The organism is Rathayibacter oskolensis, from assembly GCF_900177245.1.
Lineage (GTDB): Bacteria > Actinomycetota > Actinomycetes > Actinomycetales > Microbacteriaceae > Rathayibacter > Rathayibacter oskolensis.
The window spans coordinates 435,732-458,679 of sequence record NZ_FXBM01000003.1 but is presented as its reverse complement, the minus strand read 5'-3'; the positions used below and the strand labels follow the sequence as shown (position 1 = coordinate 458,679).

Sequence of the window (22,948 nt, the reverse complement as noted above, 5' to 3'; positions counted from 1 at the left end):
GCCCGACGACGGCGCGAGGCGCCCCGGAGGAGCACGGCGGCGGGCGGCGGCGGGAGCGGTCGGGACCGGTGTAGCGGACACCACCTTCGAGAGGAGTGTCGATGTCCGCCCGACACCACGCCCACCCGTCCACCCTCGCCGACGCCGCGTTCGAGAGCGACGTCTTCGAGCCCTGCCCTGCGAGCCGCTTCGCCGTGCTCGTCACGGCTCGCGGAGGCGAGGCCCTCCCGCAGCGCGAGGAGGTGCACGCGCGGAGCTCGGCGGTGCGCGAGCTCGTCTTCGTCGCGGGCGGCCTGCTCCGAGGGCCGGAGCGCGACGCCGACGACGACCGCGCGTGCGCGATCGCGGTCGTCGAGAACCTCGGCGACGGCCTCGCGCAAGTCGCGGGCGGCGTCCGTCTGATCTTCCGGACGTTCCTCGACGAGAGCGGCACGACCGAGCTGCCACTGCCCATCGAGACCGACGGGCACTTCGGCGATCTGTTCGACGCCCCGCTCCCGCCCGACAGCGTCGAGGTCAGCCGACTGTGCGTCGTCACGGAGAGCGGCGCGCAGCGCATCCGGATGATCTCGGCGCTGGTCGCGTTCACCGCAGGCGTGGCCACGGCCGCGGCCGGCGGAGACGCCTACGCGATGCTCGGCGACGAACTGGTCCGGCCGATGCGGCGGTTCCTCGCGCTCGAGGAGCTCGGGGCCCCGCGAACGCTGGAGTACCCGACGCCGAAGGTGCCGGTGCTGATCCGCCGGACGGTGCTCGCCGAGGTCGGCGCCGCCTCGACGGAGCCGGTGCTCTACGGGTAGCCGACGTCGCCCGCGAGCGGCACGGCCTCGAGCCTGCCGCCCGCGGGCGTGCACCCCCCGACGTTATGGACATGATGTACATACTTGCGGAGGTCGCCGCGGACGCCCACTGGCCGCGACCCTCCACCTCCCTGATCGACAGAGCGAAGGAGTCCAGGATGACCGGTTCCGACACGGTCCAGGCCGTCGTCCTGCTCGCGATCGTGGCCGCGGTGGTCGTCGGCTCGTTCCGGCTGATCAGCCGGAACGGCCGCTACCGCGACCCCGAAGCGCTCACCCTCTCGAGCAAGCCCGTCCTCGTGCTCGCGGGTGCCGTGGGCCTGCTCGACGCCACCGCTGCGGCCGGCACTGCGGTGTTCTGGCTCGGAGTCGCCTTCGGCATGCTGTGCGGCGCCCTGACCTTCGGGATGTTCCTCCCGATCCGCGATGCGGCCCTGTCGGTCGTCGCGATCGCCATCACCGTCGGCGTCCTCGTCACGCGGTTCGCCAGCGGCTGGGAGGTCGCAGTGGTGCTCCTGCTCCACCTCGCTGCGCTCGCGGCCGGTCTCGCCCTCAGCACCCTCCGGATCCGACTCCCGCGGGTCGACGGGACCGCCCTGCTCGGCGGCGTGGCTCTGCTCGACTTCCTCCTCTCGCCCTTCGGGCTCCCCCTGGACTCCGCGCCGATGAGTCCCGGGACCGTCGTGGTCGGAACGGTCTGCGCCGCAGCCCTCGGCCTCCTCATCGGCCTCGCGCCGCAGCTGACGGTGTTCCTCGCCACCCTGGCGGTCGCCGTCCTCGCGGTCGCGCTGCCGCTGTTCCTGCAGACGAGCTCCGCCGTCGGTCCCCCGCTCGTCGTGCATCCGGAGTGGGGGCAGGCCGTCGGGATGGCCGGCGTGGCGCTGGGTCACCTCGTCGGCCGTGCGCCCTTCGCCGTCGCCGACCGGTTGGGAAGGCGCTGAGCGCGCTCGGTCGTCGACGACGCGGTCACTGCGCGGCGTCGCCGGTGGTGGGGGCGTAGCTCTCGGTCATGCCGTCGACGGCACTCGCGATCGACCAGGCGGCGAAGGTCCACTCGGCGGTGCCTCCCTCGAGCGCCGGACCCTCGAAGACGGTCTCGACGATCCCGCGGTCCAGTTCGAATCGGCGGGTGAAGGCGTCCACGATCGAGTTGGTCAGGACGGCGATGTGACGCGGGGTGAACGGCTCCCGGAGTCGGAGACCGATGAGCCCCAGCACGGTCTCGTAGAACGACGACATCGCCGAGAGGAACGAGGCCTCGATCCGCGTGACGGTCGCGACCGCCGTCTCGCGCGCCGGACCGGGCGCGATGCTCGGGACGGCGGAGGCGAGGGTCCAGTAGGAGCGGCGGAACTCGGACGCGGCGGCGGCCTGGAGGTTGGCGGCGACACCGACGCGGACCATCTCGCGCATCAGGGCGCGGCGCTCCTCGCTCGTCCCCTGGATCAGCCCGACGTGCTCTCGCAGCACCGCTTCGATCGCGTGGCGCGTGGACGGGTCGAATCCGCGAGCGAAGTCGCCGCCCTCGAAGAGGTCCTGGATGAGATCGGCGACGAACGCCGCGTGCGACTTCCAGATCCGGTAGACCGAGCTCCGCGGTGCACCGGCGGCCTTGATGTAGCTCTCGAGCGGGATGTGCTCGAAGCTGAGGGTGATGCCTCCCTCCGCGGCGATCCGCGCCTTGGCCTCGTCGAGGATCTGGCGTTTCGTCGTGTCCGGAGAGGTTCGTCGTGCGCGGGGTTTGGCTCCGCCGGAGGGCTCTGGTTCCATTCGGGAGAGTTTACGTCCGACGGCGCGGCGCCGATCGCCCCGGCCTCGACATCACTGGACGCCCGGAGCGGCGAGCCGCGGCACCCGCTCAGCCCCTCCTGGCGGCCTGGAGCGATGCTCTGGCGGACTGCAGGTCCCGCCGCAGCCGATCGAGGGTCGACGTCGTGCGGCTCCCGGAGGCGCGGGCCGCGCGCTCGGCGTCGGCGAGATCGCGCTCGAGTCGCTCGACGAGCTCGACGGCCTCCAGGACCCTCTTGTCGTCAGGAGTCACCACTGCGACCCGCACGCCGGGCAGGCCTTCGGCTTCCGGCCGTTCCCCTTGCCGACGAATCCGCAGACGCCGCAGGTCGTCTCCCACTCGCGTTCACCGGTGCTGACGTGGTCCATCGCAGGCTCCTCTCGGACCCGACCGGAGCGTCGGGGTGATCGGGACATTAGTGGACAGTGTGTCTCTAGAGCAAGAGGCTCGATGACACCTGTTCGGTCTCAGAAGCTGGCGTAGTAAGGAGGAGCATCGCCACTTGTGGACGTCATGTACCCGGAACGGTCACTCCCCCGCCGTGGCGGAGCTCGCTCCACCGCCCGCGAGCCGGTGCCGGCCGAGCGGCAGCATCAGCGGCGTGCCGGATGTGGGGTCGGTGATGATCCGGCTGTCGAGACCGAAGACCGCGAGCACCGTCTCCTCCGTGAGCACCTCGGCCGGGGTCCCCGAGGCGTGCACGACGCCTCCGGCGAGCGCCACCAGATGGTCGGCGTAGCGGGCCGCGAGGTTGAGGTCGTGCAGGACCATGACCACGGTCGTCCCGCGGGTGCGGTTGAGGTCGACGAGGAGGTCGAGCACCTCGATCTGGTGGCTGACGTCGAGGAACGTCGTCGGCTCGTCCAGCAGCAGCAGATCGGTCTCCTGCGCCAGGGCCATCGCGATCCAGGCCCGCTGGCGCTGCCCGCCCGAGAGCTCGTCGACCGAGCGGTCGGCGAGGGAGGCGGTGTCGGTCGCGTCGAGCGCGGTGGCCACGGCCTCGTCGTCGTGCGCGCTCCAGCGGCTGAGCAGACCCTGGTGCGGGTGCCGGCCGCGTCCGACGAGATCGGCGACGGTGATCCCCTCCGGAGCGATCGGCGACTGGGGGAGCAGGCCGAGGGTGCGCGCGAGCTGCTTCGCCGGCGTGCGGTGCACCTCCTTGCCGTCGAGCAGCACCGTGCCCGCCCGCGGGGCGAGCAGCCGCGACATCGAGCGCAGGAGCGTCGACTTGCCGCACGCGTTCGCGCCGACGATCGCGGTGATCAGCCCCGGCGGCACCGCGAGGTCGAGGCCGTCGACGACGGTGCGGTCTCCGTAGCCCAGCGTGAGGTTCTCGGCGGTGAGAGTGTGCGCGGTGGTCATAGCGAGCCTCCGGCCCGGTTGCTGCGGACGATCAGATAGACGAGGTAGGGGGCGCCGAGCACGCCGGTGACGACTCCGACCGGATAGCGGACGTCGAGGGCGAACTGCCCGACGAAGTCGGCGACGAGCACGAGCAGGGCACCGACGAGGGCGGAGGGGACCAGCAGCGAGGCGCCGGGGCCGACGATCCGCGCGGCGATCGGCCCGGAGAGGAAGGCGACGAACGCGATCGGGCCGGCGGCCGCGGTGGCGAAAGCGATCAGACCGACGGCGGCGACGATGACCACGAGGCGGGTCGCGTTCACCCGGATCCCGAGGGCCGAGGCGGTGTCGTCGCCGAGCTGCGTCGCGACCAGGTCGCGCGAGCGCGACAGCAGGACGGGCGTGAGGACGACGACGGCGACCAGGACGGGCACGACCTCACTCCAGCTCGCACCGTTGAGGCTGCCGGTGAGCCAGCGCGTCGCCTCCTGCAGATCCCAGGCCGCGGCACGGGTGAGGACGTAGGCGGTGAGGCTGTCGAGCATCGCGGCGACCCCGATCCCGATCAGGATCAGCCGGGTGCCGGCGACTCCGCTGCGGTAGGACAGCGCGTAGACCAGGAGCGCCACCACGAGGCCGGCGGTGATCGCGAGCACCGAGACCTGCGTGGATCCGAGCGACAGGGTGACGATGCCGAAGGCCGCGGCGGCGCTCGCCCCCGCGCTGATGCCGATGATGTCGGGGCTCGCGAGCGGGTTGCGGAGCATGGTCTGGAAGCTGACGCCGCCGAGGCCGAAGCACAGGCCGACGAGCACCGCGAGGACCGCTCGCGGGAGGCGGAGGCGGCCGACCGTGAAGGTCGCTCCCGGCACCTGCTCGCCGAGGATCACCCGCACGACCTCGCCGGGCGAGTACACGGTCTGGCCGACGAGGAGCGAGACGGCGAAGGCGACCACGATCAGGACCGCGAGCACGAGCACGACGACACGGCGACGACCGCCGCGGCGCCGACGGCCTGCCGCGACGGCGAGCGCGGTCGGGCTCGCCGCCGGAGTCGCGGTGGGAGTGGCGGTCGCGGTCACAGCTCGCGCACCTTCTGCCGGCGCACGATCGCGATGAAGACGGGCGCGCCGATGAGCGCGGTGACGATGCCGACGTCGATCTCGCTCGGGCGGGCGACCAGGCGGCCGATGATGTCGGCCCCGGTGAGCAGCACCGCTCCGGTCACCGCCGAGAACGGCAGGAGCCAGCGGTGGTCCACTCCGATCAGGAGGCGGCAGGCGTGCGGCACGACCAGGCCCACGAAGCCGATCGGTCCGGTGACGGCGGTGGTCGCCCCGCAGAGGACGACCGAGCCGAGGGCGGCGGCCCCGCGAGCCACAGCCACGCGCTCGCCGAGGCCGGCCGCGAGCTCGTCGCCCAGGGCGAGCGTGTTCAGGCTCTTCGCCGAGAGGACGCAGAGGACGAGCCCCGCGATCAGGAAGGGCGCGACCTGGCCGATGCTCGCGACCGTCGCCCCGCCGACTCCGCCGATCTGCCACGAGCGGATGCCGCCCGCGAGATCGGCGCGCGGGAGGACGATCGCACTGATCACCGAGACCAGAGCTGCCGACGTCGCCGCCCCCGCCAGAGCGAGCTTGAGGGGTGTGGCCCCGCCGCGACCGAGCGACCCGACCGCGTAGACGAAGACCGCCGCCACGGCCGCTCCCCCGATGGCGACCCAGATGTACCCGCTCGCCGTGTCGAGGCCGAAGAAGACGAGGCCGGTGACCACCGCGAGCGAGGCTCCGGTGTTGACGCCGAGGATGCCCGGGTCGGCCAGCGGATTGCGGGTGACGCCCTGCATCAGGACCCCCGCGACCCCGAGCGCCGCGCCGGCGATCGCGGCGAGGAGGGTGCGGGGGATGCGCTTGGCGACAGCGCCGCGCTCGAAACCGTCGGTGGAGCCTCCGAACGCGGCGATCACGTCGCTCCAGGACACCTCCCGCGAGCCGATCATCACCGAGAGCACCGCGACGCCGACGAGGACCGTGACGGCGACGAGCAGCCAGAGGGCGCGCCGACGCCTCGGGCGTCGCACGGCGGCGGCACCCGAGGCGGCGGGCGGGGCGGTGAGGGTCACGCGGGCGGGATCACGGAGCGTCGATCGCGGCACTCCGAGCACGGAGCGTCGATCGCGGAGCCTCGATCACGCGGCCTTGTCGGCGGCCTCGGCCAGCAGCGCGAGGTAGTCGTCGAGGACCCACGAGATCGACAGCGGGGTCGGGTTCGCGGCGGTGCCGAGCGGCGTGGAGGGCAGGCGCACGATCGCGTCGTTCGCGACCGCCGGGATCTGCGAGAGCAGCGGGTCGCCCTTGAGGGCGTTGACGAGCTCGTCGTCGCCGTAGGTGACGATGACGTCGACGTCGCTGAACGCGTCGGCCTGCTCGGCGCTCTGCGTCAGGGAGAAGGTGTCGGTCGTGGCCGAGGCCGTCGCGATGCTCTCAGGAGTGGTCATGCCGAGGTCGGCGAAGAAGGCCGGGCGGGTGTCGTGCGTCGTGTAGAAGCTGACCTGGCTGAGGTCGGACGGGTCGACGTGGGTCAGGAACATCGCCGAGGTGTCGGCGAGCTGCGGGTGAGCGGCGACCTTCTCCTCGATCTCGCCCTCGAGCTCGGTGATGAGCGCCGCACCCTCGTCGGCCATGCCCATGGCCTCGCTGTTGAGCGAGATCATGTCGCGCCAGGAGGTGCCCCAGGCGGTCTCGGGGTAGGCGACGACGGGCGCGATCTCGCTCAGCGTGTCGTAGTCCTCCTGCGTCAGACCGGAGTAGGCGGCGAGGATCACGTCGGGCTGCGTGTCGGCGACGGCCTCGAAGTCGATGCCGTCGGTCTCGTCGAAGAGGACGGGCGCGTCGGCGCCGAGCTCGTCGAGCTTCTCGGTGACCCACGGCAGCAGCCCGTCGCCGTCGTCGTCGCCGAAGTTCGCCGCCGCCATGCCGACGGGGACGACGCCCAGCGCGAGGGGGACCTCGTGGTTGGCCCAGTTGACGGTCGCGACGCGCTCCGGCTCCGACTCGATGGTCGTCGTGCCGAGCGCGTGCTCGATCGTGATCGGCGTGAAGCCGCTGTCGCCCGCGGCGTCGTCGGAGCCGGAGGCGGCGGACGAGCAGCCGGCGAGGCCGACGGTGAGCAGAGCGGTGGTCAGCAGCGCGAGCGGCGTGGTGGCGCGGGGCATCATTCCCTTTCGAAGGCTTTCCTGGAGTGGCGCTCGGGGTTCACGACCCTCGGCACTAAGGACAGCCTAACCAAAGAATGTGCGGGTTCTCAGCCGCGATCGGCCGCCGACCCGGGCCCGCACCCGTCCGCGATCGAGGAGCGCGGCGCGGGGACGCGGTTCGACCGACCTCGCACGGTGCCTGCGGATCAGGCGGTGACGAGCTTCTCGACGGTGCGGAGATTGCGGGTCGTCGTCGTCGCGCGGTACGCCGCCCGCGCGAGCACCTTCGCGGCGGGAGTGTCGGTGGAGGAGCCTCGCGGGCAGCGCCAGTAGACGACTCCGTCGCCGCGGGCGAGCAGCTCGACCGCGGGGTCGGTCTCGCCGATCGCGCCGAGCGCGGCGTCGAGAGCGGCGTCGTCGGAGCCGAAGACGATGTAGGGGTGGGCCTCGTCGTCGATCCGCGGGAACGGGTAGGCGGCCGCGGCCGCGGCGAGCGCCTCCTGCGTCACGAGCACGATCCAGGCGTCGTAGCCGAACCGCTCACCGAGCGCCGCCTCGAGCGCGGGCTTGAGATCGGAGGCGGCGCGGTCGGAGTCGAAGGCGACGTTGCCGCTCGCGAGGACGGTACGGACCCGGTCGACGCCCAGCGCCGTCACGGTCTCGGCGAGCTCGGCGCTGCGGACGGTCCGGCCGTTGACGTTCACGCCGCGGAGCAGGGCGAGGAATCGGGTCATGCGGCCGACGGTAGCGTGGCGGCATGGCGCGCGGAAGCGGACGACGACGACGGACCGGCGGGAGCGGCGACTCCCTCGAGGAGGACATCCGCCGCGCGAGCACGCGGGGGCCGGGTGCGCGCACCCGCGCCGAGGTGACGCCTCCCTCGGGCCGTCACCTCGTGCTGCCGCCGGAGTCGGGGACAGTGCTCGACATCGATCTCGACGCCCTGGTGGCGCTCGCCGCGCGCGCCGACCTGGTGATCGCGCTGGAGCGCCGGCCGGGCGACTACGCGGTCGCCGCGACTCCGCTGCTCTCGTGGTGGTCGTCGATCGAGACCATCCCGAGCGAGGCGGAGGAGGTGCGTCTGGACGCCGAGGCCCTCGCGGCGGTCGCGCTCGGGCCGGGGCCCGGCTCGGACGTCGACTCGCGACTGCGGGCGCTCGCGGCGGGCGGCGACCTCGATGCGCTCGCCTCCGCCCTGGCGCTGCTCGCCCGGGTGCCCGACCCGCCGGCGGCGTTCCAGGATCCGGAGGGATTCCTGCGCGTGATGACGCCGGAGTCGCCCTTCGAGAGGCGGCTGGCCGCCGTCCCGTTCGAGGCGCTGGAGGCCGAGCGGGCGCTGCTGCTGCTGCGGGACTGCGCGTTCACGGCGACGCTGCCGCGCCGGCGCGCGGCGGTGGCTGCGGCGTGCGAGCGGGTGCGAGCGGCGGCGGGCGAGGGCGGCCGGGAGCGGATCGAGGAGCTGGCGGACGCGGTCGAGGCGGCGCTCGAGCGGCGGTGGTCGGCGGTCTGAGGGGCGGCTCGGGCTCGCGGGATCCGGTTCGGCTCGTCGGATCCGGCCGATCGAGCGAGCCGGACGCGATTCTTCGAGCCGGAGGGACAGGTCGACCGCCGCCGCGGATCAGGGCTGCACACCCTCCGGTCGGTCGCGGTCAATAGGCTGATCGGATGTCCCTCCCCGGTCTCGACTTCCGCCGCTTCCCCGCCGCACTCTCTCCCGACGGCGGCCCCGACTCCGCCACCGCCGCCTGGGGCGTCGCGATCAACGCGGGGTTCCACGAGAAGGAGTACACGCCCGAGCAGTGGCGCGACTGGGCCGAGCACATGGTGGCCGACGGCCGCGTGCTCACCGCGGTCCTCGACTCCGCCTCGCCGGAGGGGCTCGACGGCGCGGGCGTGCCGGTCGCGACCTACGCGGGCTTCCCCGGCTCACTGCAGGTCGGGCGCGGGCGCGAGATCGCCGCGCACCTCGTCTCGCAGGTGACGGTCCGGGCGACGCACCGGCGTCGCGGCATCCTGCGGGCCATGATCACGGAGGATCTGCGGCTCGCGCAGGAGAGCGGAGCGGCCGTCGCCGTGCTCACCGCGAGCGAGGCCTCGATCTACCGCCGCTTCGGCTTCGGCCGCTCGGCCTTCACCCGGACGATCCGCGTCGACACCGGTCCTCGCTTCGCGCTGCAGAGCGAGCCGTCGGGTCGGGTCGAGGTCGTCGCGACGACCTGGCTGCAGTCCCGCGTCGAAGAGGTGTTCACCGCCTTCCAGGCGCGCACGCCCGGGTCGCTCACCCGCCAGTCGCGCTACGCGGCCAACGCCGTCGGCACCGAGCCCGGCGGGAGCGACCCGGGCCGCGACGTCCGCTCCGCCGTTCACCTCGACTCCGACGGCACGCTCGACGGCTACGTCACCTATCGCGCGACCGGCCCGGACGAGGACGACCGCGTCCTCCAGATCGTCGACTTCGTCGCGGCGACCGAGGACGCCTACCTCGGGCTCTGGGGGTTCCTCGGTGCGGTCGACCTCGCCTCCGCCGTGACCTGGGACATGGCCCCGCTCGACGACCCGCTCGCGTGGGCGCTCCGCGACCCCCGCGTCGTGTCGGTGACCGGCGTCGCCGACCTGATCTGGACCCGGGTGCTCGACGTTGCCGCGGCGTTCGGCGCGCGACCGTGGACCAGCGACGGCGCGCTCGTGATCGCGGTGCGCGACGCCCTCGGGCTCGTCGACGGCGGTTACCGGATCACGGTCACGGGCGGCGAGGGCCGCGTCGAGCGCACCGACGAGACGGCAGAGGTCGAGCTCGACGTGGCCGACCTCGGGTCGCTGCTGCTCGGATCCGTCCGGCCGTCGACCCTCGCCCGCGCCGGCAGCGTCGCGATCGCCTCCGAGGACCGGGAGCGCGTCGACCGCTTCTTCGCCCCGATCGCGGAGCCGTACTGCATCTCGTTCTTCTGACGCCGGGCGCCCGCCCGGGCCGACGCGCGATCTGCAGGAGCACGCGCACGAGGCCGGTGCGATGTGCAGGACTCCGGCGGCGATTCACGCGCTGAGCCGGACGCTCATCGCCGCGATCACCTGCGAATCGCACAGGCGTCTCCTGCAGATCGCACGCGGAGCCCGCACCCCACCCCTCCGCAGATCCCCGCGACCCGCCCACCGACCGCCGCGACTCGCAGCCTCCTCCGGGCCTCTGCGCATCCGTCGTCGGTCATGCTGGAGGACCCTGCCCGACCCGACCCCGAGGAGATCCGCGTGGGCGCATCCGTGATCGTCGACGTGATCGTCGTGCTGAGCCTCCTCGGGGCGCTCGCCGACGGTCTGCGGCGCGGCCTGCTCCGCACCGTCGGGGGCCTCGCGGGCGTCGTCGCCGGCGCGATCGCCGCCTCCTTCGCGGTGCCCGCCGTCTCGTCGTGGGCGGCGGGCAGCGAGTGGCGCCTCCTCGCCGTCATCGGCACGGCGGTGCTGCTGCTGGGCGTCGGCTACGCGATCGGAGCGGCGCTCGGCGCCGTGATCGGGCGCGGTGCCGACAGGGTGAAGCTCGGGCTGCTCGACCGCCTGGCCGGAGGCGTCGCGGGCGTCGCGATCACGGGTCTCGTCTGGATCGCGGTCACCTCGGCCGTCTCGCTGCTCGGCGTGCCGCTGGTGACCACATCGGTCGCGGGCTCCACGGTCATCCGCGCGATCGACGACCTGACCCCGGATCCGGTGCGCGGGTTCCTCGCGCAGCTGCAGTCGACCGTCGTCGACGAGGGCACCTCCTGGATCGTCGAGGCCCTCGACGCGCCCACGCAGGCACCGAGCATCCCCGAGGTCGCCACCGACGACCCCGAGGTCGCGACCGCGACGGAGTCGGTCGTCCGCGTCTCGGGGACCGCCTGGGCGTGCGACGTGGGCGTCACGGGCAGCGGCTTCGTGGTCGCTGACGACCGCGTCGTCACCAACGCGCACGTGGTGGCCGGAGTCGACGAGCCCGTCGTCGAGGCACCGGGCGAGCCGCCCCGCACCGGCCGGGTCGTCTACGTCGACGCCGCGACCGACCTCGCGGTCATCGCGGTCGACGGCCTGAGCGCGGCTGCGCTCCCCCTCGACGACGCGGTGACGGCGGGCGACGACGCCGTGGTGGCCGGCTACCCCTTCGGCGGGCCGCTCACGCTCGGCTCGGCGCAGATCTCCTCCGACGCCGTCGTCTCGCTGATGGTCGACGGCACCCCGACCTCGCGCGAGGTGCTGACGCTGGCCGCCGTGGTCAACCAGGGCAACTCCGGTGGACCGCTGCTCTCGCTGGACGGCGCGGTCTCGGGCGTCGTGTTCGGCAAGGCCGCGTCGGTCGACAATGTGGGCTACGCGATCCCGCTCTCGGTGCTCTCGCCGGTGGCCGCGGAGGCCTCGTCGCTCAGCGCGACGGTCGACCCCCGGCCCTGCCGCGCGGCCTGAGCGCCGCGACGCGGAGCCCCGGCCGGGTCATCCCGCCGGCAGCGGCCCGTCGGTCAGCACGAGGTCGAGGTCGTCGAGCTCGAGCACCGTCGGATCCGTCGAGAGGTACTCCTCGACCCGCGGATCGACGGGGTAGCGCGCCGAGGGCCGGATCGCGATCGCGATGATCCCCTCCGACGACGGATCGGTCGTGAACCGGTCGCCGATGTAGGGCGCGTAGACCCCCGACGACATCCCCTGCACGAGGATCAGCCCCTCGTCGAGCCCGCGCTCGCGCAGCGCAACGGCCACCCGTGCGATCCCCGTCGGCCGCTCCTGGGCGATGCCGACCGACGTCGCCGCGGCGACCACGACGGAGGCGGCGACCAGCAGCAGGCCGAGCGGCCGGGCGACACGGGCGGGCAGCACCAGGCCGCCCCGGAGCGCCTCCGCGATGCCCACTCCGGCCAGAGCGCACAGCAGCCACGCCCATGCCACGTAGTAGTGCGGGAGAGCGACCGAGCTGATCAGCAGGTGGAACACCAGGAGCAGCGCGGTGGCGCCTCCGAGGTAGAGCACCAGGGCGCGCTGACGCGGTGCGAACAGGGCGAGGAGGCCGCCGATGACGAGGACGGTCAGGGCGACCGGCCCCGTCCCCGCGAGCATGAACCAGAGGTTCGCCCACCACGGCGGGAACCGGTACGCCGCTCCGGCGACGTCGATCAGGTGCCCGTCGGCGTTGTGCTCCGACTGGAACTCGACCAGGTAGCGGATCGCCTCGACGGGGTGCACGGGCAGGTAGAGGAGGAGCCCGGCGACCACGAACGCGGCCGAGAACGCGACGAATCCGCGGAGCGCTCGGCGGCGACTCCCGACCATGATCAGCGGCAGGAGGAAGACCGGCGCCAGCACCGCGGTCGTCAGCTTCGACGTGACCGAGAGGGCGAAGAGGACGCCGGCGAGTGCGATCAGCCAGCCGTGCCGTCTCTCTCCGGAGGCGCCCCGCCGCGCCCACGCCCACGCGGCGGCCATCGCCGCCACTGCGAACAGCACCATGAACGGCTCGAGCAGCGCGAGCCGGTCGATCCGGGTGCTCCCGTCCGCCGTCGTGCGCGGGAAGAGGAGGAAGAGCGCGGCCGGCACGAGAGCCAGGACGGAGCCGAGCTCGCGCTTCAGCCAGAACCAGAGGACGACGCCGGTGAGGAACGTCGCGGCACCCGCGGCGACGCGACCCGCGACCAGGCCCTCGCCGAGGAGGAGCTGCGCGAGGCCGATCAGGTACTTGGCGGTCGGCGGGTGCTCGAGGTTGGCGCTCACGTCGCCGTGGAGGTAGTCCCAGCCGGCGGCGAGGTAGACCGGCTCGTCCGAGGAGATGTTGGCGGCGCCGAGGGAGCCGAAGCACTGGTAGAGGGCCCAGAGGAGGGTCCCGATCAGAGCCGCCCGCTTCACCCGCCCGATCCTAGGCGGTGGCTGCAGCGCACGCCTCCGCGGGTTCCCGGCGCCCGGGGAGGGGAGCGCGGGCGGCCGGTAGGATCGTCGCGCATTCCTTCCCCCTCCGATGGAGCCTCCAGCACATGGCACACAGCGTCCCCGACACCACCGCGAACGCCCAGGCGACTCCCGAGCGGGAGCAGCCCTACGCCGCCCTGGGACTCAAGCCCGACGAGTACGCGAGCATCCGCGAGATCCTCGGCCGGCGCCCCACGAGCGGCGAGCTGGCCATGTACTCCGTGATGTGGAGCGAGCACTGCTCGTACAAGTCGTCGAAGATGTACCTCCGCCAGTTCGGGCAGAAGGTCTCGCCCGCCATGAAGAAGAACCTCATGGTCGGCATGGGCGAGAACGCCGGAGTCGTCGACGTCGGCGAGGGCTGGGCCGTCACCTTCAAGATCGAGAGCCACAACCACCCGAGCTACATCGAGCCGTTCCAGGGCGCGGCCACCGGAGTCGGCGGCATCGTCCGCGACATCATCTCGATGGGCGCCCGCCCGGTCGCCGTCATGGACGCGCTGCGCTTCGGCGCGATCGACGACCCCGACACCGCGCGGGTCGTCCACGGCGTCGTCGCCGGCATCTCCTTCTACGGCAACTGCCTCGGCCTGCCCAACATCGGCGGCGAGACCTACTTCGACTCCGTCTACCAGGGCAACCCGCTCGTGAACGCGCTCGCGGTCGGCGTGCTCCGCCACGAGGACCTCCACCTCGCGAACGCCCGCGGAGTCGGCAACAAGGTCGTGCTGTTCGGGGCGCGCACCGGAGGCGACGGCATCGGCGGCGCGTCGATCCTCGCCTCCGACACCTTCGCCGACGGCGGCCCGACCAAGCGGCCCGCGGTGCAGGTCGGCGACCCGTTCGCCGAGAAGGTGCTCATCGAGTGCTGCCTCGAGCTGTTCCGCAAGGATCTGGTCGAGGGCATCCAGGATCTGGGTGCCGCGGGCATCTCGTGCGCCACCTCCGAGCTCGCCTCCAACGGCGACGGCGGGATGTTCATCGAGCTCGACTCGGTGCTGCTGCGCGACCCCTCGCTGACGGCCGAGGAGATCCTGATGTCGGAGTCGCAGGAGCGGATGATGGCGGTCGTGACGCCCGAGAAGCTCGACGCCTTCCTCGAGGTCGTCGGCAAGTGGGACGTCGAGACGAGCGTGCTCGGCGAGGTCACCGACTCCGGACGCCTGATCATCCACTGGCACGGCGAGGAGATCGTGAACGTCGACCCGCGCACCGTCGCGGTCGACGGCCCGGTCTACGAGCGCCCGATCGAGTTCCCGGCCTGGCTCGACGCGCTGCAGGCCGACTCGTCGTCCCGGCTGCCCCGCTCGAGCGACGGCGACGCGCTGCGCGCCGAGACCCTCGCGCTGCTCGGCTCGGCGAACCTCGCCGACAAGAGCTGGATCACCTCGCAGTACGACCGCTACGTGCTCGGCAACACGGCCCTGAGCTACCCCGACGACGGAGGAATGGTCCGCGTCGACGAGGAGTCGGGTCTCGGCTTCGCCGTCGCGACCGACGCGAACGGGCGCTGGTGCCAGCTCGACCCGGCCCAGGGCGCTCGCCTGGCCCTCGCGGAGGCGTTCCGCAACGTGGCCGTGACCGGCGCGACCCCCGTCGCCGTCTCGGACTGCCTCAACTTCGGCAGCCCCGAGAACCCCGAGGTGATGTGGCAGTTCCGCGAGGCGGTCGGCGCCCTCGCCGACGCGTGCCTCGAGCTCGAGATCCCGGTCACCGGCGGCAACGTCTCGTTCTACAACCAGACCGGCGATGTCCCCATCTTCCCGACCCCCGTCGTCGGCGTGCTCGGCGTGATCGACGACGTCGCGCGCCGCATCCCCTCCGGCTGGCAGGACGAGGGTGACAACGTCTACCTCCTCGGCGTCACCCGCGACGAGCTCGACGGCTCCGCCTGGGCGGGCACGGTGCACGACCACCTGGGCGGCCTGCCGCCTCAGCTCGATCTCGCGGGCGAGAAGGCGCTGGCCGAGCTGATCGCGGCGGGCTCGACGGAGTCGTTGATCGCCTCCGCGCACGACCTCGCCGACGGCGGGCTCGTCGTCGCCCTCGCCGAGTCGGCGCTGCGCTTCGGCGTGGGCGTGCGGATCTGGCTCGACGAGCTGATGGAGCGCGACGGCGTCGACGAGACCGCCGCGCTGTTCTCGGAGTCGACGGGCCGCGTCCTGGTCTCGGTGCCGCGCGAGGACGACGTGAAGTTCCGCGGGCTGTGCGAGGGTCGCGGCTACCCGGTGCTGCGCATCGGCGTGACGGACGCCGAGAGCCCCGTGGTCGAGGTGCAGGGGCTGTTCACCCTCCCCCTCGACGAGCTGCGCGCCGTGAACGGCGCCGTGCTGCCCGCGCACTTCGGCTGAGCGGGCGGGGCTCACCGCCCTTGCCCGTCGACTCTCCACGAGTTGTCGACTCTCCAGGAGTTGTCGACTCTCCAGGAGTTGTCGTACTCGAGGTCCCAGTACGACAACTCCTGGGGTCTCGCCTCACCCGGTCGGACGGCCGCGCGCGCGACTGTCCAGAAGTTGTCGCACTCGATGTCGAGTGCGACAACTCTCGGCATGTGGTCGGGTGCTCTGACGCCGCTTCGGCACCGGGTGAACCGTTCCACTACTCAGAAGTTGTCGCAGTCGATGCTCGAGTACGACAACTTCTGCGGAGTGGATCCCGGGGAGGGCCCCGTCAGTCCTGGGCGGGGAGGGGGTCGGGCTCGGGGTTCTCGAGCACCCGCCCGTTCTGGTCGCCGACGCTGACGACCGTCGTGGGGCTCAGGTTCAGAGTGTCGCCGCCGAACAGGCTGTCGATGCTCACGCCGTCGCGACGCACCGAGTTGAGCACGTCGAGGTACTCCGGGCTGATGCAGAAGCGGTCGGCGATCCGCTCGCTGATGTCGCCGGCGGCGACGAGATAGGAGGCGGGACTCCCGTCGGCCGCGGTCGTCACGGTCCCCGCCGCCCCCTCGCGGGATCCGCGGTCGCGGACGAGCTCGACGTCGAGTCCGCCGATCGTCCCGGCCTCCGCGGCGTCGACGTAGCTGATCTCGCACACGCCCGTCGCGGGGACGGGATCCGGGGTGCTGACGACCGGTTCGGGCGCGATGGTGACGGTCGGGACGGGCCGGGGCGCCGCCTCCGTGGCCGTCGTGGCCGAGCCGTCGGCACCGGCCGACGTCGAGGGTGCAGCGCCCTCCGGCGCCGAGGTGCATCCCGCGAGCAGGAGCGTCGACGCGAGGGCGATCACGATGCGCTGGGTCGTCGTTCTCGGGGCCACCCGGCGACTCTAACGCGAGCGCCCGCGCCTCCCGGAGTGCCCCGCCGCACTCGCGGCGAGCGCAGGATTGACCTCCGCCGCCGCTGAATCCCATGACGATCCCCTGTTGGACAGGTCGGGGTCGCGAGGCGTTGGCTGGAGCCATGCAGTACACGAATCTCGGCCGCACCGGCCTGTCCGTCTCCCGCGCGGTCCTCGGCACCATGAACTTCGGGCCCGAGACCACCGAGCCCGACTCCTTCGCGATCATGGACCGCGCCCACGAGCTCGGCGTCAATTTCTTCGACACGGCGAACGTCTACGGCGGCGAGGGCGGGCGCGGCACGACCGAGGAGATCGTCGGGCGCTGGTTCGCGCGGGGCGGCGAGCGCCGCGAGCGCACCGTGCTCGCGACCAAGCTGTTCGGCGACATGGAGCAGCACGCGGCGCCCGGCGCCGAGCGCGGGCGCGACTCCTGGCCCAACGGCGGCCGTCTCTCGGCTCTGAACATCCGCCGCGCCCTCGACGACAGCCTGCGCCGGCTGCAGACCGACCACATCGACCTTTACCAGTTCCACCACGTCGACCGGACCACCCCGTGGGACGAGATCTGGCAGGCGATGGAGGTCGCCGTGCAGCAGGGCAAGGTGCTCTACGTCGGCTCGAGCAACTTCGCCGGCTGGCACCTCGCTCAGGCGCAGGAGGCGGCGCGCGCGCGTCACTTCACCGGTCTCGCCTCCGAGCAGTCCATCTACAACCTCCTCGTCCGCGACATCGAGCGCGAGGTGCTCCCCGCCGCGCAGCACTACGGCCTGGGCGTCATCCCGTGGTCGCCGCTGCAGGGCGGTCTGCTCGGCGGCGTGATCGAGAAGACGGAGTCGGGGAGCCGCCGCGGCTCGGCCCGCTCGCTCGAGGCGATCGAGAAGAACCGTCCGGCTCTCGAGCAGTACGAGGCCTTCGCCCGCGAGCGCGGCATCGCGCCGGGCGAGCTGGCCCTCGCCTGGCTCCTGCACCAGCCCGGAGTCACGGGACCGATCACGGGCCCCCGCACGATGGCGCAGCTCGAGAGCGCCGTCGCAGCCGTCGACGTCGCACTCGACTCCGACGACCTGGCGCGACTCGACGAGATCTTCCCCGGGCACCGCACGGCGCCCGAGGACTACGCCTGGTGACCCCTCCCTCCCCCGCACGATCCATCGAAGAAGAGGACTCATGAAGCAGCGCACCATCGGCGACGTCTCCGTCGGAGCGATCGGACTCGGCGGCATGCCGATGTCGATCGAGGGCCGCCCCGACCGCGAGCGGGCGATCGCGACCATCCACGCCGCCCTCGATGCCGGCGTCACCCTGATCGACACGGCCGACGCCTACCACCTGCCCGTCGAGGGCGACCTCGGTCACAACGAGCTCCTCATCGCGGAGGCGCTCCGCAGCTACGGCGGCGACACCTCCGCCGTCCTCGTGGCGACGAAGGGCGGGCACCTCCGTCCCCCGGGCGAGAACTGGACCCAGGACGGCCGCCCCGAGCACCTCAAGGAGGCGGCGCGCGCCTCGGCGACGCGTCTGGGCGTCGAGGCGATCGGCCTCTACCAGTTCCACCGCCCCGACCCCTCGGTGCCCTACGCCGACTCGATCGGCGCGCTCGTCGAGCTGCTCGACGAGGGAGTGATCGTGCGCGCGGGCATCTCGAACGCCGATCCGGAGCAGATCCGCGAGGCCCACGGGCTCCTCGGCGAGCACCTGGTCGCGGTGCAGAACCAGTTCTCGCCGTCGTTCCGCTCCAGCGAGCCGGAGCTCGAGCTGTGCGCGGAGCTCGGGATCGCGTTCCTGCCGTGGAGCCCGCTCGGCGGCATCACCTCGGCCGCCGAGCTCGGCTCGCGCAACGCGGCGTTCGGCACCGTCGCCGAGGCCCACGGCGTCACGCCGCAGGTCGTCTGCCTCGCATGGGAGCTCGCGAAGGCTCCGATCGTCCTGCCGATCCCCGGCGCCTCGCGACCCGAGAGCATCCGCGACTCCGCGACCGCCGCCGAGCTGACGCTGACCGCCGAGGAGCTCGACTCGCTCGGCTGAGGCCCGCGAATCGCAGGGCATCGGCTGAGGGAACCCCTCGCGTGACGAGCGCGCACCCTCTCTCTCAGCCGATGTCCTGCATCACGGCCGGAAGCGGGTGCGCCGGCAGCGCCGAGACGAACGCCCTGGCCGCCGCGCTCGGCCGCTCGGGCACCGCGACCATCGTCCGCCACACGAGCAGCGGCTCGTCGAGCGGCACCGCTCGCAGACCGGCCGGACGCTTCTCGGCGAAGTGCGCGGGGACCACGGCGACGCCCATCCCGTACTCGACCAGATCGAGCAGCGTGTGCACGTCGTTGACCTCGAGCTCCACCTCGAACGGGAGCCCGTGCTCGGCGAACGCCTGCGAGGCGAGGTGCCGCGCGCCCCAGTGCTCCTGCAGGCCGACGATCGTCTCGCCCGCGAGATCGGGGATGCGGCAGACCGACCGGTCGGCGAGCGGATGATCGGGGTGGGCGAGCACCGCGAAGCCCTCGCTCGCGAGCGGCCGCGTGCGCACCCCCGAGGGCGTCGTGCCGATGTCGGCGACGAGGGCGAGGTCGAGGCGGCCCGAGGCGACCGAGTCGAGCAGCATCCCCGAGCCGTCGTGCATGAGCCGCAGGGCGACTCCGGGGTGCTGCTCGCGGAACGTCGCGAGCTCGCGCGGCAGGTGCACGCCGCCGAGGCACTCCTCCGTGCCGACGGCCAGGCTGCCGCGGAGCACTCCCTGCACGGCGAGGACCGCATCGCGGGCGGCGAGAGCGCTGGCCACCGAGCGCTCCGACTCCTCGAGCATCGCGTGACCGGCGGGGGTCAGCTCGACCCGGCGGGTGCTGCGGGTGAAGAGCGGGCTGCCGAGCTCGCTCTCGAGGGCGCGGATCGACGCCGAGAGCCCCGACTGCGAGATCTGCAGAGCGCTCGCCGCGCGGGTGAAGTGCTGCTCCTTCGCGACGGCGAGGAAGTGTTCGAGCTGACGCAGTTCCATGGGTCCATCCTCGTCGCGCGGGAGCGCTGACGGGGACCCCGGCTCACTCCCGCGGGGACGAGATCGCGATCACGACCGAGGTGAGGACGGTGCGGAGGCGCTCGAGGGCGTCCGCGTCCGACTCCCCCTCGAGGATCGACTGCTTGACCGCGCTGTCGAAGGAGCCGACGAGCAGGCGCACCGCGAGGATCGGCTCGAGCGAGAACGTCCGCCCCACCTGCTCGAGCGCCCCGGCCACGATCTCGGCGAGGGAGGCGTCGAAGCGCGCGTGGAAGTCGCGGTACTGAGGGGCGATCGCCGGGTCGCGCAGCGCGAGCAGCTCGAACTCGGCCTGGATGATGGACCAGCGGCGGTTGTCAGTGAGCGGCCCCTGCAGGAAGTCGAGGACGACCCCGGCGAGCGCCTCCGCGGTCAGCGGCGAGTCGCCGAGCTTCGGGACGGTCACGTTCATCTGGTCGATGAGACTGCGCATCCGCGCGTCGTTCTCGCGCTCCATCAGGGCGAAGAAGAGCTCCTCCTTGCTCGAGAAGTTCGAGTAGAAGGCGCCGCGGGTGAAGCCGGCCCGCTCGGCGACCTGCTCGATCGAGGCGGTGTGCACTCCGGACTCGGCGAAGACCTCGTGGGCCGCATCGAGCAGCCGCTCCCGCGTGCGGCTGCGACGGGCTGTCTCCGGGGGAGCGGCGGAGTCGGCGGTCATCCTGAGTCTCCTCCTGGAGCTGGGGCGCGGCGTTGAGATACATCACTGTATCGGATACATTCGCGTATTGGATACAGAGACGTATCGCCTCTACTCCCCTCATCGTCAGGAGACACGCGTGTCGTCGCTGCTCTACAGACTCGGTCGCTGGGTCTTCCGCGCCCACAGGCTGGTCGCCGTCCTCTGGCTGGCCGTCGTCGTGCTCGCGGGAGGCGGCGCGGTGCTGCTCAACCAGGGCACCGACAACAGCTTCTCGATCCCGGGCACCGAGTCGCAGACGGCGCTGGACCAGCTCGAGCGCACCTTCCCCCAGGTGAGTGGCACCTCGGCCCGCTACGTCGTCGTCGCCCCCGACGGAGGCAGCGTCGAGGACGCCGACATCACCGGCCCGGTCGGCGACGCGGTCACCGCGCTCGAGGCGATCGACGGGGTCGCCGCCGTCACCGACCCCTACTCCGAGACCGTCTCGGGCACGATCTCCGAGGGCGACCGGGCGCTGGTCATCACCGCGCAGATGGACGGCTCGGCCACCACCACGACCCCCGAGACCCGCGAGGCCCTCCAGGCCGAGGCGACGACCCTCGAAGAGGCGCTGCCCTCGGGCACCACCGTCTCGCTCGGCGGCGACCTCTTCTCGCAGAGCCTCCCCGGAGTCACGATCACCGAGGCGATCGGTCTCGTCGTCGCCCTCATCGTGCTCGTGCTCACCTTCGGCTCGTTCCTCGCCGCGGGCATGCCGCTGATCACCGCGCTGCTGGGCGTCGGGCTGTCGATGGCGGGCATCTACCTCGCCACGCTGTTCGCGTCGATCTCGTCGACCACGCCCCTCCTGGCGCTGATGCTGGGCCTCGCGGTGGGGATCGACTACGCGCTCTTCATCATCAGCAGGCATCAGGATCAGCTCCGGCAGGGCATGGACCCGGAGGAGTCGACCGCCCGCTCGGTCGCGACGGCCGGCTCCGCGGTGGTCTTCGCGGGCCTCACCGTCATCATCGCGCTGGTCGGCCTGTCGGTCGCCGGCATCCCGTTCCTCACCACGATGGGCATCGCCGCGGCGGGCGGAGTCGCGATCGCCGTCATCATCGCGCTCACCCTCACCCCGGCCCTGCTCGGCTTCGCCGGCGAGCGCCTGCGCCCGAAGGAGCGCCGCGCGAAGCGAGCCGCCGCGAAGAAGGCCGCGGCCGCCGGTGCGCACGTCGACCCCGACGCCGCCTCCGACGTGGTGGCCCCCGAGCCCGCGCCGCACGCGCACGCCGAGGTGCCCCGCGGCTTCTTCCGCAGCTGGGTCCGCGTCGTCACCCGCTTCCCGCTCGTCACGATCATCGCGGTCGTCGGCGTGCTGGGAGTCGCGAGCATCCCGGCGCTGAGCCTGCGACTCGCGCTGCCCGACGCCGGCTACCAGGCCGAGGGCACTCCCGCGCGCGACACCTACGACCTGCTCGGCGAGTACTTCGGCGAGGGCTACAACGGACCGCTCATCGTCACCGGCACGATCATCGGCTCGACCGATCCGCTCGGCCTCATGAACGACCTCAAGACCGAGATCGAGAGCCTCGACGGTGTCGCCTCCGTGCCGCTGGCGACCCCGAACGAGGACGCCGACACCGGCATCATCCAGGTGATCCCCGAGAGCGGCCCCGACTCCGAGGCGACGAAGGCGCTCGTCGCCGAGATCCGCGACAAGCACGACTACTTCCAGGAGGAGTACGGCGTCGACCTCTCCGTCACCGGCCAGACCGCGGTCGGCATCGACATCTCCGACCGGCTCGGCGAGGCGCTGCTGCCCTTCGGCCTCCTCGTCGTCGGTCTCTCGCTGGTGCTGCTGACCATGGTCTTCCGCTCGCTCTGGGTGCCGATCAAGGCGACGCTGGGCTACCTGCTGTCGGTCGGCGCCTCCTTCGGCGCGGTCGCCGCGGTCTTCGAGTGGGGATGGTTCGCCGACGCCCTGCACGTCGACAAGACCGGGCCCGTGATCAGCTTCATGCCGATCATCCTGATGGGCGTGCTGTTCGGCCTCGCGATGGACTACGAGGTGTTCCTGGTCTCGCGGATGCGCGAGGACTACGTGCACGGCCGCTCCGCGCGGGAAGCGGTCGAGTCGGGCTTCGTCGGCTCGGCCAAGGTCGTCACCGCCGCCGCGATCATCATGTTCTCGGTCTTCGCGGCCTTCGTCCCCGAGGGTGACACCAGCATCAAGCCGATCGCCCTCGGCCTGGCGGTCGGGGTGTTCGTCGACGCGTTCATCGTCCGGATGACGCTCGTGCCCGCCGTGCTGCACCTGCTCGGCGACCGCGCCTGGCACATGCCGCGCTGGCTCGACCGCGCCCTTCCGTCGTTCGACGTCGAGGGCGAGGGGCTCACCAAGGAGCTCGCGCTCCGCGACTGGCCGGAGCCCGGCGCGACCGACGCGATCGCCGCCGACTCCCTCACGCTCCGCGGCCCCGACGGCCCGCTCTACAGCGACGTGGCGGTGCGGGTCCCCGCGGGGAGCGCGCTCGTCGTGCACGGCCCGCACCGCTCGGGCCGCACGGCGCTGCTGCTGACTCTCGCGGGGCGTCTCGCCCCCGACTCGGGGCGCCTGAAGGTCGACGGGCTCGTGGTGCCGATCCGCTCCCCCGCCGTGCGCGGCAGGGTCGGGCTCGTCCGCCTCTCCGGAGTCGCCGACCCGGTCGGCGAGGTGCGCGCCGTGCTGCGGACGACCCCGTCGCTCCTCGTGCTCGACGACCTCGACACCGTGACCGACCCGCTGCTGCGCCGCGCCCTCCGCTCCGAGTTCGACGGCGCGCGCGCCCGGGCCTCGGAGAAGGGCGGCACCGTCACCCTGGTCGCCTCCTCCGTCGACGCCGAGGCGCTCGACGACCTCCTCCCCTCCGACCGCGTCCTGCTCGCGGTCTCCTCCACGGCCGAGCGCCGCGACATCGCAAAGGTCCTCTGA

20 protein-coding genes are annotated in these 22,948 nt (G+C 72.6%); 9 read left to right on the top strand and 11 right to left on the bottom strand.

The genetic code is table 11. The annotated features are described in order from the left end of the window. Positions 1–101 precede the first annotated feature (101 nt). Both B9Y99_RS17160 and B9Y99_RS17155 read left to right on the top strand, forming a co-directional pair. Positions 102–800 (top strand): lysophospholipid acyltransferase family protein, encoded by a 699-nt coding sequence (locus B9Y99_RS17160; RefSeq protein ID WP_085477833.1) that lies wholly within the window; start codon positions 102–104, stop codon positions 798–800. A gap of 158 nt (positions 801–958) precedes the next feature. Then, positions 959–1,741, top strand: a complete 783-nt coding sequence (locus B9Y99_RS17155) for a hypothetical protein (RefSeq protein ID WP_085477832.1) — start codon at positions 959–961, stop codon at positions 1,739–1,741. Positions 1,742–1,766: 25 nt separating this feature from the next. On the opposite strand, the gene B9Y99_RS17150 is transcribed toward B9Y99_RS17155, so the two are convergent. From B9Y99_RS17150 to B9Y99_RS17120, 7 genes are all read right to left on the bottom strand, one after another. After that, complete coding sequence (locus tag B9Y99_RS17150; RefSeq protein WP_085477831.1) at positions 1,767–2,570, bottom strand: TetR/AcrR family transcriptional regulator; 804 nt, start codon at positions 2,568–2,570, stop codon at positions 1,767–1,769. An 88-nt stretch (positions 2,571–2,658) separates the two neighbouring features. After that, entirely contained in the window at positions 2,659–2,844 is a 186-nt protein-coding gene (locus tag B9Y99_RS17145) for a hypothetical protein (RefSeq protein ID WP_085477830.1), read from the bottom strand. Between the two features lie 273 nt (positions 2,845–3,117). Further along, positions 3,118–3,951, bottom strand: a complete 834-nt coding sequence (locus tag B9Y99_RS17140; protein WP_085477829.1) for an ABC transporter ATP-binding protein — start codon at positions 3,949–3,951, stop codon at positions 3,118–3,120. After that, positions 3,948–5,015 carry a FecCD family ABC transporter permease gene (locus B9Y99_RS17135; RefSeq protein WP_085477828.1) on the bottom strand — a complete coding sequence of 356 codons (1,068 nt, stop codon included), beginning with the start codon at positions 5,013–5,015 and terminating at the stop codon, positions 3,948–3,950. The genes B9Y99_RS17140 and B9Y99_RS17135 overlap by 4 nt, the downstream gene beginning before the upstream one ends. Next, on the bottom strand, positions 5,012–6,055 hold the full coding sequence (locus tag B9Y99_RS17130; RefSeq protein WP_085477886.1) for a FecCD family ABC transporter permease: 1,044 nt from the start codon (positions 6,053–6,055) through the stop codon (positions 5,012–5,014). Before B9Y99_RS17130 ends, B9Y99_RS17135 begins: the two co-directional genes overlap by 4 nt. A 66-nt stretch (positions 6,056–6,121) precedes the next feature. Beyond that, on the bottom strand, positions 6,122–7,147 hold the full coding sequence (locus B9Y99_RS17125; RefSeq protein WP_085477885.1) for an iron-siderophore ABC transporter substrate-binding protein: 1,026 nt from the start codon (positions 7,145–7,147) through the stop codon (positions 6,122–6,124). Positions 7,148–7,335: 188 nt separating this feature from the next. Further along, positions 7,336–7,863 carry a DUF1697 domain-containing protein gene (locus B9Y99_RS17120; RefSeq protein WP_085477827.1) on the bottom strand — a complete coding sequence of 176 codons (528 nt, stop codon included), beginning with the start codon at positions 7,861–7,863 and terminating at the stop codon, positions 7,336–7,338. A gap of 23 nt (positions 7,864–7,886) precedes the next feature. Between B9Y99_RS17120 and B9Y99_RS17115 the strand changes: the two genes are divergently transcribed. From B9Y99_RS17115 to B9Y99_RS17105, 3 genes are all read left to right on the top strand, one after another. Beyond that, positions 7,887–8,639 carry a DUF2254 family protein gene (locus tag B9Y99_RS17115; protein WP_085477826.1) on the top strand — a complete coding sequence of 251 codons (753 nt, stop codon included), beginning with the start codon at positions 7,887–7,889 and terminating at the stop codon, positions 8,637–8,639. A 155-nt stretch (positions 8,640–8,794) separates the two neighbouring features. Beyond that, a complete protein-coding gene (locus tag B9Y99_RS17110; protein ID WP_085477825.1) occupies positions 8,795–10,078 on the top strand; it encodes a GNAT family N-acetyltransferase in 1,284 nt (427 codons plus the stop codon). Between the two features lie 297 nt (positions 10,079–10,375). Further along, positions 10,376–11,557, top strand: a complete 1,182-nt coding sequence (locus tag B9Y99_RS17105) for a MarP family serine protease (RefSeq protein ID WP_244275018.1) — start codon at positions 10,376–10,378, stop codon at positions 11,555–11,557. A gap of 27 nt (positions 11,558–11,584) precedes the next feature. Here the strand turns inward: B9Y99_RS17105 and B9Y99_RS17100 are convergent, their stop codons facing one another. After that, complete coding sequence (locus B9Y99_RS17100) at positions 11,585–12,985, bottom strand: glycosyltransferase family 39 protein (RefSeq protein ID WP_165759664.1); 1,401 nt, start codon at positions 12,983–12,985, stop codon at positions 11,585–11,587. 125 nt (positions 12,986–13,110) lie between these two features. Between B9Y99_RS17100 and purL the strand changes: the two genes are divergently transcribed. Beyond that, positions 13,111–15,396 (top strand): phosphoribosylformylglycinamidine synthase subunit PurL, encoded by a 2,286-nt coding sequence (gene purL, locus B9Y99_RS17095; protein ID WP_085477822.1) that lies wholly within the window; start codon positions 13,111–13,113, stop codon positions 15,394–15,396. A 319-nt stretch (positions 15,397–15,715) separates the two neighbouring features. On the opposite strand, the gene B9Y99_RS17090 is transcribed toward purL, so the two are convergent. Then, the gene (locus tag B9Y99_RS17090; protein WP_085477821.1) at positions 15,716–16,303 is read right to left on the bottom strand and encodes a hypothetical protein; all 588 of its coding nucleotides are present in this window, start codon (positions 16,301–16,303) and stop codon (positions 15,716–15,718) included. Between the two features lie 143 nt (positions 16,304–16,446). Here B9Y99_RS17090 and B9Y99_RS17085 point away from each other — a divergent pair, with 143 nt between their 5' ends. Further along, positions 16,447–17,454 carry an aldo/keto reductase gene (locus B9Y99_RS17085; protein ID WP_085477820.1) on the top strand — a complete coding sequence of 336 codons (1,008 nt, stop codon included), beginning with the start codon at positions 16,447–16,449 and terminating at the stop codon, positions 17,452–17,454. Positions 17,455–17,494: 40 nt separating this feature from the next. Further along, positions 17,495–18,352, top strand: coding sequence for an aldo/keto reductase (locus B9Y99_RS17080; protein WP_085477819.1), 858 nt, complete (start codon positions 17,495–17,497; stop codon positions 18,350–18,352). 64 nt (positions 18,353–18,416) lie between these two features. Here B9Y99_RS17080 and B9Y99_RS17075 read toward each other — a convergent pair whose 3' ends face one another. Both B9Y99_RS17075 and B9Y99_RS17070 read right to left on the bottom strand, forming a co-directional pair. Continuing rightward, complete coding sequence (locus B9Y99_RS17075) at positions 18,417–19,316, bottom strand: LysR family transcriptional regulator (protein ID WP_085477818.1); 900 nt, start codon at positions 19,314–19,316, stop codon at positions 18,417–18,419. Positions 19,317–19,359: 43 nt separating this feature from the next. Then, positions 19,360–20,013 carry a TetR/AcrR family transcriptional regulator gene (locus B9Y99_RS17070; RefSeq protein WP_085477817.1) on the bottom strand — a complete coding sequence of 218 codons (654 nt, stop codon included), beginning with the start codon at positions 20,011–20,013 and terminating at the stop codon, positions 19,360–19,362. A gap of 118 nt (positions 20,014–20,131) precedes the next feature. Here B9Y99_RS17070 and B9Y99_RS17065 point away from each other — a divergent pair, with 118 nt between their 5' ends. After that, positions 20,132–22,948, top strand: coding sequence for an efflux RND transporter permease subunit (locus B9Y99_RS17065; RefSeq protein WP_085477816.1), 2,817 nt, complete (start codon positions 20,132–20,134; stop codon positions 22,946–22,948).

Excerpts from the sequence above, each read along its gene's own strand:
- B9Y99_RS17075 (WP_085477818.1), bottom strand. The coding sequence starts at position 19,316 with ATGGAACTGCGTCAGCTCGAACACTTCCTCGCCGTCGCGAAGGAGCAG.
- B9Y99_RS17070 (WP_085477817.1), bottom strand. The coding sequence starts at position 20,013 with ATGACCGCCGACTCCGCCGCTCCCCCGGAGACAGCCCGTCGCAGCCGC.
- B9Y99_RS17120 (WP_085477827.1), bottom strand. The coding sequence starts at position 7,863 with ATGACCCGATTCCTCGCCCTGCTCCGCGGCGTGAACGTCAACGGCCGG.
- B9Y99_RS17160 (WP_085477833.1), top strand. The coding sequence starts at position 102 with ATGTCCGCCCGACACCACGCCCACCCGTCCACCCTCGCCGACGCCGCG.
- B9Y99_RS17085 (WP_085477820.1), top strand. The coding sequence starts at position 16,447 with ATGCAGTACACGAATCTCGGCCGCACCGGCCTGTCCGTCTCCCGCGCG.
- B9Y99_RS17140 (WP_085477829.1), bottom strand. The coding sequence starts at position 3,951 with ATGACCACCGCGCACACTCTCACCGCCGAGAACCTCACGCTGGGCTAC.
- B9Y99_RS17115 (WP_085477826.1), top strand. The coding sequence starts at position 7,887 with ATGGCGCGCGGAAGCGGACGACGACGACGGACCGGCGGGAGCGGCGAC.
- purL (WP_085477822.1), top strand. The coding sequence starts at position 13,111 with ATGGCACACAGCGTCCCCGACACCACCGCGAACGCCCAGGCGACTCCC.
- B9Y99_RS17080 (WP_085477819.1), top strand. The coding sequence starts at position 17,495 with ATGAAGCAGCGCACCATCGGCGACGTCTCCGTCGGAGCGATCGGACTC.
- B9Y99_RS17150 (WP_085477831.1), bottom strand. The coding sequence starts at position 2,570 with ATGGAACCAGAGCCCTCCGGCGGAGCCAAACCCCGCGCACGACGAACC.
- B9Y99_RS17125 (WP_085477885.1), bottom strand. The coding sequence starts at position 7,147 with ATGCCCCGCGCCACCACGCCGCTCGCGCTGCTGACCACCGCTCTGCTC.
- B9Y99_RS17155 (WP_085477832.1), top strand. The coding sequence starts at position 959 with ATGACCGGTTCCGACACGGTCCAGGCCGTCGTCCTGCTCGCGATCGTG.
- B9Y99_RS17110 (WP_085477825.1), top strand. The coding sequence starts at position 8,795 with ATGTCCCTCCCCGGTCTCGACTTCCGCCGCTTCCCCGCCGCACTCTCT.